This is a genomic window from Microcella pacifica, from assembly GCF_009371975.2.
GTDB classification, from domain to species: Bacteria; Actinomycetota; Actinomycetes; order Actinomycetales; family Microbacteriaceae; genus Microcella; species Microcella pacifica.
The window spans coordinates 62,930-74,756 of record NZ_VIKT02000002.1 but is presented as its reverse complement, the minus strand read 5'-3'; the positions used below and the strand labels follow the sequence as shown (position 1 = coordinate 74,756).

The window sequence follows — 11,827 nt, the reverse complement described above, 5'->3', positions numbered from 1 at the left end:
TTCTCACTTCTCGTAGGTGGCGGGCGATGAGGTCGTGGGGTGTCAGCCGGCGGCGAGGGAGGCGCGCGCGGCCTCGACGACGGCGTCCGTCGTGATGCCGAACTCGCGGAAGAGGGTCTGGTAGTCCGCCGAGGCTCCGAAGTGCTCGATCGAGACGGCGCGGCCGCGGGATCCGAGGTAGCGGTGCCAGCTGAGGGCGAGGCCCGCCTCGACCGAGACGCGGGCGGTGACGGCACCGGGAAGGACCGACTCGCGGTACTCCTCGCTCTGCTCGTCGAACCACTCGAGGCACGGAGCGGACACCACGCGGGCATTCACGCCCTCCTGCGCGAGGCGCGTGCGCGCCTCGACGGCGAGCTGCACCTCGGAGCCCGTCGCGAGCAGGATGACGTCGGGAGTGCCGCCCGGGGCTTCCGCGAGGATGTACGCGCCGTGGGCGGCGAAGCGCGCCGAGGCGAGCGTGTCGCCCTCCGCCGCGCCCTCGCCGCGCTCGAAGACGGGAATGTTCTGGCGGGTCAGCGCGAGGCCGACCGGTCGGTCGTGGCGCTCGAGCACCGACTTCCAGACCCACGCGGTCTCCGTCGCGTCAGCCGGTCGGGCGATATCGAGGCCCGGGATGGCGCGCAGCGCGGCGAGCTGCTCGATCGGCTGGTGCGTCGGGCCGTCCTCGCCCAGGGCGACCGAGTCGTGGGTCCACACGTACGTCACGGGGATGCGCATGAGGGCGGCGAGGCGCGCGGCCGGCCGCATGTAGTCGCTGAAGATGAGGAACGTGCCGCCGAAGACGCGCGTGCGGCCGTGCAGGGCGATGCCGTTGAGGATCGACCCCATGGCGTGCTCGCGGATGCCGAAGTGCAGGACGCGACCGTACGGGTGGCCGCTCCACTGCTCGGTCGAGTGCTCCGTCGGCACGAAAGAGCCGCCCTCGGCGATCGTCGTCAGGTTCGACTCGGCGAGGTCGGCCGAACCGCCCCAGAACTCGGGCACGACGCCGGCGATGGCGTTGATGACCTTGCCCGATGCGGCGCGAGTCGAGACGCTCGAGCCCGCCTCGAAGGTGGGCAGGGCATCCTCGAGGCCGCTCGGGAGCTCGCCAGCCTGCATGCGGTCCAGGAGAGCCTTGCCCTCGGGGTTCGCCGCGGCCCAGGCGTCGAAGCGCTCCTGCCAGGCGGCGCGACGCTCGGCGCCGCGTTCGACGGCCCCGCGCGTGTGGGTGAGAACCTCGTCGCTCACGTGGAAGTGCTTCTCGGGGTCGGCACCCATGGCGACCTTCGTCGCCGCGAGCTCCTCGCCGCCGAGGGCCGAGCCGTGGATCTTGCCCGTGTTCTGCTTCGTGGGAGCGGGCCAGCCGATGATGGTCTTCACGACGATGAGCGAGGGCTTGCTCGACTCTGCCTTCGCGGCCTCGATCGCAGCGTGCAGGGCGTGCACATCCTCGACGTACTCGCCCGTCTTCTTCCAGTCGACGGTCTGCACGTGCCAGCCGTATGCCTCGTAGCGCGCCGCGACGTCCTCCGTGAAGGCGATGTCGGTGTCGTCCTCGATCGAGATCTGGTTGGCGTCGTAGATCGCGATGAGGTTGCCGAGCTGCTGGTGCCCGGCGAGCGAGCCCGCCTCGCTCGTCACACCCTCCTGCACGTCGCCGTCGCTCGCGATCACGAAGATGTGGTGGTCGAAGACGCTCTCGCCGGGTGCGGCGTCCGGGTCGAGGAGTCCGCGCTCGAAGCGCGCGGCGTAGGCGAATCCGACGGAGGACGCGAGGCCCTGCCCGAGGGGGCCGGTCGTGATCTCGACGCCGTCGGTGTGGCCGAACTCGGGGTGGCCGGGAGTCTTGGAGCCCCACGTGCGCAGCGACTTCAGGTCGTCGAGCTCAAGGCCGTAGCCGCCGAGGTAGAGCTGCACGTACTGGGTGAGCGAGCTGTGCCCGGCAGAGAGGATGAACCGGTCGCGGCCGAGCCAGTGCGGGTCGCTCGGGTCGTGCTCCATGACCTTCTGGTGCAGCAGGTAGGCGACCGGTGCGAGGCTCATGGCGGTGCCGGGGTGCCCGTTGCCCACCTTCTCGACAGCGTCGGCCGCGAGCAGTCGGGCCGTGTCCACGGCAGCGGAATCCAGTTCGTTCCAGATGAGGTCGGTCATGGCAGCAGTGGTGCCCTTTCTCGAATCGACCGCGGGACCTTCTTGGGTGGCGCCCCGCGAGGTAGCCCCTTGCCCGGATCGGCCTCGATCCTGACCGCACTCCGCCCGAGCGCGATGCGCTCCGTTCGAGAGACGGAATACGTGCGGTTGACAAGCACAGCCCAGTATAGGGAGACCGCTCGCGGCGGGCGGCATGCGCCCCGGCGGCCGCTCAGGGCGGCTCCCGTAGACTGTCCGTGCTCGACACGGCCGAAGAGGAGACATGGATACCGCGCTCGATCAGCCTCTGACCTCCCGTCGCCGCGGATTCCGTCGTCTCCTCACCGCCTACGTCGCCCTCACGAAGCCGCGCGTGATCGAGTTGCTGCTCATCACGACCGTGCCCGTGATGTTCCTGGCCGAGGGCGGGCTGCCCGATCTGGGCCTCGTCGTGGCCACTCTCGTCGGCGGATCGCTCGCCGCCGGCTCGGCGAACGCGTTCAACATGTACCTCGACCGCGACATCGACCGCATCATGAACCGCACGCGCAAGCGTCCTCTCGTGACGGGCGAGCTCAGTGATCGGGAGGCGCTCGGCTTCGCATGGATCATCGGAGTCGTCTCGATCGCCTGGCTGCTCCTGACGACCAACGCGCTCGCGGCGGGGCTCGCGCTCACGGCGATTCTGTTTTATGTGTTCGTCTACACGCTCGTGCTCAAGCGACGCACCGAGCAGAACATCGTCTGGGGCGGGATCGCGGGATGCTTCCCGGTTCTCATCGGCTGGAGCGCCGTGACCGGCTCGCTCGACTGGGCGCCGCTCGTCCTGTTCCTCGTCATCTTCCTGTGGACGCCGCCGCACTACTGGCCGCTCTCGATGAAGTACCGGGCCGACTACGCCTCCGTGGGCGTGCCGATGCTGTCGGTCGTGCGCGAGCAGGCCGTGGTGAGCATCCAGGTCGTCCTCTACGCCTGGGCGACCGTCGTGATGTCTCTCATGCTCATCCCCGTGGCGGGCATGGGCGCGCTCTACATCGCGCTGGCCGTGGTGGCCGGTGGCTGGTTCGTCGTGGAGAGCCACCGGCTGTACTCGCGGGCCGCGAGCGGGCGGGAAGCCGCGCCGATGCGCGTCTTCCACGTGAGCAACACCTACCTCACGCTGCTCTTCGTCGGCGTCGCGATCGACCCGCTGCTGCCCTTCTGATCGCGCGCATCCGACCGCGTCGCTGAACCCTCGCTCACCCGCAGGGTGAGCAGCATGTGCGTGAGCGCGGCGACGAGCACGCACGCGAGCACCATGTGCGTTCCGACCAGGAGCTCGGGCAGACCGAGTCGCGCTTGCGCGAGGCCGACGGCCATCTGCACGGCCTCCACAGCGAGGAGGCCGAGGACGGCGCGGCGCAGGGGAGCGTGGCCGACGCGCATCGCGGCGACGAGGAGCAGGACACTGAGCGCCGCAGTGATGTACGCGGGCCAGGAATGCACGTGCTGCCACACTGCGGGATCAAGGCCGTTGCGCGGCGTGTCCGCATCGCCCGCGTGCGGCCCGGAGCCCGTCACGACGATGCCGACGAGAACAGTCACCCAGACCCCGACGGCGGTCGCGAGCGCCAGCAGGCGCACGGGCGGCGGCACCGCAAGACGCGACGTCGCGCGCCCGTGATAGACGCGGTGCACGAGCACGGCGGCGAGAGCCACGAGCACGCTCGACACGACGAAGTGCAGGCCGACGATCCAGGAGTTCAAGCCCGTGAGCACGGTGATGCCGCCGATGATCGCCTGGGCGATGATGCCGAGACCCAGGGCAAGCGTGAGCCGCAGCAGCTCGGGGCGCTCGCGCCGCATCCGCACGACGAAGAGGAAGGCCAGCAGGGCGATGACGATGAGGACGAAGGTGAGCAGACGGTTGCCGAACTCGACGATGCCGTGGATGCCCATCTCAGGCGTGGCGACGAACGAGTCGTCGGTGCACCGGGGCCAGGTGGGGCACCCGAGCCCCGATCCGGTGAGGCGCACCGCGCCACCCGTGCCGACGATCAGGATCTGCGAGACGAGCGACGCGCAGGCGATCACGCGCACCCGGCGATCGATCGTCGTCGGGAACCATTGCCACAGCCGATTCACGGTCTGCATCCTCCTCATTCCAGTGCGAGCCTGTAGAATCGCTGAAGCTCATCAATCAGTGACGATCGCGAGATTCGCGAGAACTGCAGCGCCCAGCCTCGAGTACGAGGTCAGTGTATGCGCGTTCATTGAGCAACAACCCGACGCCTACGACGGAGAGCTCACCCCGCACGTTCAGGCGCAGGAATGCCCGAGAGCGATCTCGGGTTGGGTTCGGCAAAGGAGAGGAATCGCATGTCAGACGTGCTCATCGACCGACCCGAACTGGAGGGTCTCGGCCAGTACGAATTCGGCTGGGCCGACTCCGATACAGCGGGAGCGACCGCGCGCCGCGGCATCAACGCCGACGTCGTCACCGACATCTCCCGACTCAAGAACGAGCCGGAGTGGATGCTCAAGAAGCGCCTGCGCGGCTACGAGATGTTCGGCAAGAAGCCCATGCCGCTGTGGGGCGCCGACCTCTCCGGCATCGACTTCGACAACATCAAGTACTTCGTGCGCTCGACCGAGAAGCAGGCGACGAGCTGGGAGGACCTCCCCGACGACATCAAGGAGACGTACGAGAAGCTCGGCATCCCGGAGGCGGAGCGCCAGCGCCTCGTCGCGGGTGTCGCCGCTCAGTACGAGTCGGAGGTCGTCTACCACCAGATCCGCGAGGACCTCGAGCAGCAGGGTGTCATCTTCATGGACACCGACACGGCGTTGCGCGAGCACCCCGAGTTCTTCGAGGAGCACTTCGGCACGGTCATCCCCGAGGGCGACAATAAGTTCGCAGCCCTCAACACGGCCGTCTGGTCGGGCGGATCGTTCGTCTACGTGCCGCCGGGCGTGCACGTCGACATCCCGCTGCAGGCCTACTTCCGCATCAACACGGAGAACATGGGTCAGTTCGAGCGGACGCTCATCATCGCCGACGAGGGCTCGTACGTGCACTACATCGAGGGCTGCACGGCGCCGATCTACAAGAGCGACTCGCTGCACTCCGCGGTCGTGGAGATCATCGTCAAGAAGAACGCCCGCGTGCGCTACACGACCATCCAGAACTGGTCGAACAACGTGTACAACCTCGTGACGAAGCGCGCCGTCGCCCACGAGGGCGCGACCATGGAGTGGATCGACGGCAACATCGGATCCAAGGTCACGATGAAGTACCCCTCGATCTTCCTCGTCGGAGAGCACGCCAAGGGTGAGACCCTGTCGGTCGCCTTCGCGGGCCCCGGCCAGCACCAGGACGCTGGCGCGAAGATGATCCACATGGCGCCGTACACGACGTCGTCGATCGTCTCGAAGTCGATCGCCCGCGGCGGCGGTCGCGCGGGCTACCGCGGTGAGGTACGGGTGGATGCCACGGCGCATCACTCCGCCAACACCGTGCGATGCGACGCCCTGCTCGTGGACACGATCTCTCGGTCTGACACCTACCCGGCGATCGACATCCGCGTCGACGACGTGCAGCTCGGTCACGAGGCGACCGTCTCGCGGGTGAGTGAGGAGCAGCTGTTCTACCTCATGTCGCGGGGGCTCGAAGAGGATGAAGCCATGGCGATGATCGTGCGCGGCTTCATCGAGCCCATCGCGCGCGAGCTGCCCATGGAGTACGCACTCGAACTCAACAAGCTCATCGAGATGAGCATGGAAGGATCCGTAGGCTAGATGACTTCTGCCATCGACACCGATCGCGTCGTGCCCGGTGCCACCGAGCACGCGCACGGCCCCGGTTCACCCGTTCCCGTCCAGTCCCGCGCCGAGCGCTTCGCGTCCGCCGTCCACGCCGACTTCCCTGAGGTCACGGGCCGCGAACTCGAGTGGCGCCTGACGCCGGTCGCCTCCGTCCGTGATCTTCTCGACGACGCGCTCGACGGCAGCGCGCTCCCCGTCGAGGTGACGGACGCGCCGGGCGTGACGAGCGAGTGGATCGCGCGGGACGACCCGCGCGTCGGCTCTGCGGGTCTCGCCGAAGAGCGCGCCGCAGCGAATGCGTGGAGCTCCTTTGAGAAGGCGCACGCCGTCACGCTCACCTCGGAGACCCCCGTCGAGGTGACGATCCGGCGCGCGAGCCCCGATGCCGCGCCCCGTGCGGCTCACACTGTGATCACGGCGCGCCCGAACTCGCGCGGACTCGTCATCATCGACAACTCCGGGCCTGCTCGGTTGTCGGAGAACGTCGAGATCGTCGTGGAATCCGGAGCGCAGCTCACGGTCGTCAGCCTGCAGGAGTGGGACGACGACGCCGTGCATCTGTCGAGCCAGTTCGCCCGCGTTGACCGCGATGCGAGCCTCAAGCACGTGGTGGTCTCCCTGGGAGGGTCGCTCGTGCGGGTGAACCCCTCGACGAGGCTCGCGGGGGAGGGCGCTGCCGGCGAACTCCTCGGCCTGTACTTCGCCGACGCCGGTCAGCACCTCGAGCAGCAGGTGTTCGTGCACCACATCGCACCGCGCACGGTGAGTCGCGTCAACTACAAGGGTGCCCTCAACGGTGCCAAGGCGCGCACGGTCTGGGTGGGCGACGTGCTCATCGGCCGCGACGCGACGGGCACCGACTCGTACGAGCAGAATCGCAACCTCGTGCTGAGCGATGGCGCCCGTGCCGACTCGATCCCGAACCTGGAGATCGAGACCGGCGACATCGCTGGGGCCGGCCACGCGAGCGCGACAGGTCGCTTCGACGACGAGCAGCTGTTCTACCTGCGCTCGCGAGGCGTGCCCGAGCCGGAGGCGCGTCGCCTCGTCGTGCACGGCTTCCTCGTCGAGGTCGTGCAGAAGATCGGCAACGCCGCCCTGCAGGAGCGCCTGCTCGCAGCCATCGAGGCCGAGCTCGCCCAGATCGAGGTGATCTAGCTCGTGGCCGCCACTCGTGTCTGCTCCGATGCAGAGCTCGCGCCCGCGACCGCGATGCGCGTCGTCATCGAGGGCACGCCCATCGCCGTCGTGAAGGACTCCTCGGGCGCGGTGCACGCGCTCGGCGACACCTGCACGCACGGTGAGATCTCTCTCTCGGAGGGCTTCGTCGAGGACGACGCCATCGAGTGCTGGGCCCACGGGTCGAAGTTCGACCTCGCGAGCGGCGCCCCCCGCAACTTCCCGGCCTACGAGCCGGTGCCCGTGTACGCCGTCACGATCACCGACGGCGACATCTTCGTCGACCCGACACCCAAGCCGTAAAGGACTTCTCAGACCATGACTTCTCTCATCATCCGCGACCTCCACGTGAGCATCGAGACCGACCAGGGCACGACCCCGATCCTGCGCGGTGTGGACCTCACGATCAACTCGGGCGAGATCCACGCCATCATGGGCCCCAACGGCTCCGGGAAGTCGACGCTCGCCTACACGATCGCCGGCCACCCGCGCTACACCGTCGACTCCGGGTCGATCACCCTCGATGGCGAGGACGTGCTCGCAATGAGCGTCGACGAGCGCGCCAAGGCGGGGCTCTTCCTCGCCATGCAGTACCCGGTCGAGATTCCCGGCGTCACGGTGTCGAACTTCCTCCGCACCGCGAAGACGGCTCTCGACGGCCAGGCCCCGCCGCTGCGGTCGTGGGTCAAGGACCTCAAGACCTCGATGGAGGCCCTGCGCATGGACGCGGGCTTCACCGAGCGCAACGTCAACGAGGGCTTCTCGGGCGGCGAGAAGAAGCGTCACGAGATCGTGCAGCTCGAGCTGCTGAAGCCCAAGATCGCGGTGCTCGACGAGACCGACAGCGGTCTCGACGTCGACGCCCTGAAGATCGTCTCCGAGGGCGTGAACCGCGTCAAGGACAACACCGACCTCGGGGTCCTCCTCATCACGCACTACACGCGCATCCTGCGGTACATCACGCCCGACTTCGTGCACGTCTTCGTCGAGGGCCGCATCGCCGAGCAGGGTGGTGCCGAACTGGCAGAGCGCTTGGAGAACGAGGGCTACGATCGCTACACCGCGGGCGCCCCCGTACACTGATCGCCATGCCCACTGCACTCGAACCGAAGCTCTTCGACGAGGTCGAGGAGGGGCTCAAGGATGTCGTCGACCCCGAGCTGGGGGTCAACATCGTCGACCTGGGCCTCGTCTACGACCTCGCCTGGGATGAGGAGTCAGACGCCCTCATCATCTCGATGACTCTCACGAGCGCGGGTTGCCCGCTCACGGACGTCATCGAGGAGTCGATCGCGAACTCGCTCGACGGCATCGTCGCTCAGTTCCGCATCAACTGGGTCTGGATGCCGCCGTGGGGTCCTGAGCGGATCACCGACGACGGCCGCGACATGATGAGAGCGCTCGGATTCAGCATTTGACGGTCCAGTGGACCGTCAATTCCGAGCGCTCCGCCGGTAGGCGGTTGGGCTTCAGCATCTGAGAGCCCAGTGGGCTCTCAGTGCCCAACGCTCCGCCGATAGGCGGTTGGGCTTCAGCATCTGAGCCCCGGCGCGCTCTACTCCGCGGCGCGGCCGCGTTTCTCGGCCATGCGCCACAGGAGCGGCATGAGCGCCGCGGCGATCCCCGCCTTGATGACGCCGCCGATGATGAAGGGCACGAAGCCCGAAGCGAGGACCGCACCCAGGTCGTTCGGCAGTCCGAGCTGACCGAGTGAGACGGCGAGCCACGGCAGTCCGATGGCGAAGACGACGATCGAACCGCCGATGAAGGTCACGAAGGGCTTGTACCAACCCCGATCCCACTGGCGCTCGGCCGCCCAGCCGACGATCGCTGCGGAGGCGATGAAGCCGAGGATGTACCCGCCGGTGGGGCCCAGGAGCACCGTCCAGCCGGACGCCGCATCGCTGTAGATGGGCAGGCCGAGCCCACCGAGCACAGCGTAGAGCGAGAGCGAGGCCGCTCCGCGTGCGGCACCGAGGGATGCTCCGACGAGGAGGACGGCGAGGGTCTGCCCCGTGACCGGAACCGGCCACAGCGGAATCGCCACCTGGGCAAGGATCGCGACGAGAGCGGTGCCGGCGACGACGAGGGCCGCGTCCGTCGCGAGACTGCGGCTCACGACGCGGTCGACGAGGGTGGGGCGTGGCAGGGCGGGGGAGGCGATCGTCACAGTGGTCTTCCTCACACAGGGTCATGGGTCGGGACACGGCTAGACTATCGGGCTGGCCCCCCTGCGCCGGGTCCACCGAATCCCACCAAAGAACAGGACGTTTGCTGTGCTCGCTGTGCAAGACCTCGAGATCCGGGTCGGTGCGCGCCTGCTGATGGCAGATGTCTCCTTCCGGGTCGACAAGGGCGACAAGGTCGGTCTCGTGGGGCGCAACGGCGCCGGGAAGACGACGATGACGCGCGCGCTCGCGGGGGAGGGTCAGCCCACGGGTGGCACGATCACGCGCACGGGCGAGATCGGCTACCTGCCGCAGGACCCTCGTGCGGGCGACCCCGAGCAGCTCGCCCGCACCCGCATTCTGGATGCTCGGGGCCTCGGTTCGATCGTGCTCGAGCTGCAGCAGGCCGGCGTCGAGATGGGCAGCGACGAACCCGCCGTCGCGGAGAAGGCCATGGCCCGCTACAGCCGGCTGACGGATCGCTTCCAGTCGCTCGGCGGCTATTCGGCCGAGGCCGAGGCCGCGGCGATCGCGAGCAACCTCAACTTGCCCGACCGCATTCTCGGCCAGCCGCTGAGCACCCTGTCGGGCGGTCAGCGGCGCCGCATCGAGCTGGCCCGCATCCTGTTCAGCGATGCCGAGACGATGATCCTCGACGAGCCGACCAACCACCTCGATGCCGACTCGGTCGTGTGGCTGCGGGAGTTCCTCAAGGCCTATCAGGGCGGCTTCATCGTCATCAGCCACGATGTGGCGCTCGTCGAGGAGACCGTCAACCGCGTCTTCTACCTCGACGGCAACCGCCAGGTCATCGACATCTACAACATGGGCTGGAAGCACTACCTGCGGCAGCGCGAAGCGGATGCCGAGCGCCGCAAGAAGGAGCGCGCGAACGTCGAGAAGAAGGCGACCGCGCTGCAGCTCCAGGCGGCGCGCTTCGGGGCGAAGGCCTCGAAGGCGGCCTCCGCTCACCAGATGGTCGCGCGCGCCGAGCGCATGCTGTCGGGCCTCGATGAGGTGCGTGCCGTCGAGCGCGTCGCCAAGCTCCGGTTCCCGGACCCCGCGCCGGTCGGAAAGACGCCGCTGCAGGCGCACAACCTCTCCAAGAGCTACGGCTCGCTCGAGATCTTCACCTCCGTCGACCTCGCGATCGACCGCGGCTCGAGAGTGGTCATTCTCGGCCTCAACGGCGCCGGCAAGACCACCCTCCTGCGCATCCTCGCGGGCGTCGACGACCCCGACACGGGCGTGCTCGAGCCGGGCCGCGGTCTGCGCATCGGCTACTACGCGCAGGAGCACGAGACCCTCGACACGCGCCGCAGCGTGCTCGAGAACATGATGAGCTCCTCCGACGCCATCACGGAACGGGAGGCCCGCAGCGTTCTCGGCTCCTTCCTCTTCGTGGGCGACGACGTACAGAAGCCGGCCGGCGTGCTCTCGGGCGGCGAGAAGACGCGGCTCTCCCTCGCGACCCTGGTGGTCTCGAAGGCCAACCTCCTGCTGCTCGACGAGCCGACGAACAACCTCGACCCCGCGAGCCGCGAGGAGATCCTGGGAGCCCTGGCCGCATACTCGGGCTCGGTCGTGCTCGTGAGCCACGACGAGGGCGCCGTCGAGGCGCTCAACCCCGAGCGCGTGCTCATCATGCCCGACGGCGTCGAGGACCTCTGGACGAAGGACTACGCCGAGCTCATCGCGCTCGCCTGATCACAGGCCGCGCCCCTCGGGCGTCTCGGCGGGCGACGGCGTCAGCGTCGTTCGTCGAGCAGGGCATCCTCTTCATCGGCGTCGCTCGGGCCGCGTCGCGACGGTGCCGCCTCGACGCCGCGCAGCCCGCGCCACTCCTGGCGCAGGGCCCAGCCGTAGCCCACGAACCCGAGCAGCGCGAAGAGGTACCACTGGAAGGTGTAGCTCAGATGCGGTCCCTCGTCCGCGATGGGTCGCGTCGCCGCGACCGGCCGATCGGCCGTCGCCGGGTCCTCCTCGGCGAGCAGCCCGTAGGCGCCCGTGATGACCTCGCCCCGGTCGATCTGCTGCGCGATCGTCGGCAAGTGGATCGTCGCGACCTGGCCGGAGGGCGCCCCGCGGCCGGGCAGAGTCGGCTCCCCGGGCTTGAGACGGGCGATGACCTCGACGCGGCCCCGGGGCGGAGCCGGCACAGCATCGGGGGAGTCCTGCTGCGAGCCGGTCGGCAACCACCCGCGATCGACGATCAGAATGGTGCCGTCCTCGAGTGCGAGCGGGGTGAGAACCTCGAAGCCCGGACGGCCGCTGAGCGGGCGATTGCGCACGAGCAGCTGCTCGTCGAGCAGGTACTCGCCCTCGATGACGACGGGCGTCCACTCCCGCTCGGGGTCGAGAGGCGCGTCACCCGGGAGCACACTGGACAGGGGCACGGGGGCCGCATCCCAGTTCTCGGCCACGACGCGGATGTCGGCGACCGCCTCGAGTCGGCGGGCCCACTGCCATTGCGCGAGCGCGACGCACACCACAGCGAAGAGCGTCGTGAAGGCGAGCCACCCCAGCCAGCGTCGGCTCGCCGCGAGGCTCAGGATGCTCAC

At 68.6% G+C, this 11,827-nt stretch carries 11 protein-coding genes; 7 read left to right on the top strand and 4 right to left on the bottom strand.

The window, feature by feature from the left end; all coding sequences use genetic code 11:
• Positions 1-42 precede the first annotated feature (42 nt).
• The gene (gene tkt, locus FK219_RS01460; protein ID WP_152582831.1) at positions 43-2,136 is read right to left on the bottom strand and encodes a transketolase; all 2,094 of its coding nucleotides are present in this window, start codon (positions 2,134-2,136) and stop codon (positions 43-45) included.
• Between the two features lie 262 nt (positions 2,137-2,398).
• Here tkt and FK219_RS01455 point away from each other — a divergent pair, with 262 nt between their 5' ends.
• Entirely contained in the window at positions 2,399-3,319 is a 921-nt protein-coding gene (locus FK219_RS01455) for a heme o synthase (protein ID WP_152582830.1), read from the top strand.
• On the opposite strand, the gene FK219_RS01450 is transcribed toward FK219_RS01455, so the two are convergent.
• Positions 3,265-4,248, bottom strand: coding sequence for a COX15/CtaA family protein (locus FK219_RS01450; protein ID WP_235923669.1), 984 nt, complete (start codon positions 4,246-4,248; stop codon positions 3,265-3,267). The genes FK219_RS01455 and FK219_RS01450 overlap by 55 nt on opposite strands.
• A 225-nt stretch (positions 4,249-4,473) precedes the next feature.
• Between FK219_RS01450 and sufB the strand changes: the two genes are divergently transcribed.
• From sufB to FK219_RS01425, 5 genes are read left to right on the top strand one after another with little or no spacing between them, the layout of a single operon-like run.
• Positions 4,474-5,892: a Fe-S cluster assembly protein SufB gene (gene sufB / locus FK219_RS01445; protein ID WP_152582828.1), complete on the top strand. Its 1,419-nt coding sequence runs from the start codon at positions 4,474-4,476 to the stop codon at positions 5,890-5,892.
• Positions 5,893-7,077, top strand: a complete 1,185-nt coding sequence (sufD, locus tag FK219_RS01440; RefSeq protein WP_152582827.1) for a Fe-S cluster assembly protein SufD — start codon at positions 5,893-5,895, stop codon at positions 7,075-7,077.
• A 3-nt stretch (positions 7,078-7,080) separates the two neighbouring features.
• Positions 7,081-7,401 (top strand): non-heme iron oxygenase ferredoxin subunit, encoded by a 321-nt coding sequence (locus FK219_RS01435; protein ID WP_152582826.1) that lies wholly within the window; start codon positions 7,081-7,083, stop codon positions 7,399-7,401.
• 15 nt (positions 7,402-7,416) lie between these two features.
• Positions 7,417-8,181 carry a Fe-S cluster assembly ATPase SufC gene (gene sufC, locus FK219_RS01430; RefSeq protein WP_152582825.1) on the top strand — a complete coding sequence of 255 codons (765 nt, stop codon included), beginning with the start codon at positions 7,417-7,419 and terminating at the stop codon, positions 8,179-8,181.
• A gap of 5 nt (positions 8,182-8,186) precedes the next feature.
• Positions 8,187-8,516, top strand: a complete 330-nt coding sequence (locus FK219_RS01425) for a metal-sulfur cluster assembly factor (protein ID WP_152582824.1) — start codon at positions 8,187-8,189, stop codon at positions 8,514-8,516.
• 137 nt (positions 8,517-8,653) lie between these two features.
• On the opposite strand, the gene FK219_RS01420 is transcribed toward FK219_RS01425, so the two are convergent.
• Complete coding sequence (locus FK219_RS01420; protein WP_152582823.1) at positions 8,654-9,268, bottom strand: biotin transporter BioY; 615 nt, start codon at positions 9,266-9,268, stop codon at positions 8,654-8,656.
• A gap of 106 nt (positions 9,269-9,374) precedes the next feature.
• On the opposite strand from FK219_RS01420, the gene FK219_RS01415 reads away from it, so the two are divergent.
• Positions 9,375-10,973, top strand: coding sequence for an ABC-F family ATP-binding cassette domain-containing protein (locus FK219_RS01415; protein WP_152582822.1), 1,599 nt, complete (start codon positions 9,375-9,377; stop codon positions 10,971-10,973).
• 41 nt (positions 10,974-11,014) lie between these two features.
• Here FK219_RS01415 and FK219_RS01410 read toward each other — a convergent pair whose 3' ends face one another.
• Entirely contained in the window at positions 11,015-11,827 is an 813-nt protein-coding gene (locus tag FK219_RS01410; RefSeq protein ID WP_152582821.1) for an SURF1 family cytochrome oxidase biogenesis protein, read from the bottom strand.

Bases quoted from the DNA above. Each gene is read 5' to 3' on its own strand.
- sufD (WP_152582827.1), top strand. From the start codon at position 5,893: ATGACTTCTGCCATCGACACCGATCGCGTCGTGCCCGGTGCCACCGAG.
- sufC (WP_152582825.1), top strand. From the start codon at position 7,417: ATGACTTCTCTCATCATCCGCGACCTCCACGTGAGCATCGAGACCGAC.
- tkt (WP_152582831.1), bottom strand. From the start codon at position 2,136: ATGACCGACCTCATCTGGAACGAACTGGATTCCGCTGCCGTGGACACG.
- FK219_RS01425 (WP_152582824.1), top strand. From the start codon at position 8,187: ATGCCCACTGCACTCGAACCGAAGCTCTTCGACGAGGTCGAGGAGGGG.
- FK219_RS01450 (WP_235923669.1), bottom strand. From the start codon at position 4,248: ATGCAGACCGTGAATCGGCTGTGGCAATGGTTCCCGACGACGATCGAT.
- sufB (WP_152582828.1), top strand. From the start codon at position 4,474: ATGTCAGACGTGCTCATCGACCGACCCGAACTGGAGGGTCTCGGCCAG.
- FK219_RS01455 (WP_152582830.1), top strand. From the start codon at position 2,399: ATGGATACCGCGCTCGATCAGCCTCTGACCTCCCGTCGCCGCGGATTC.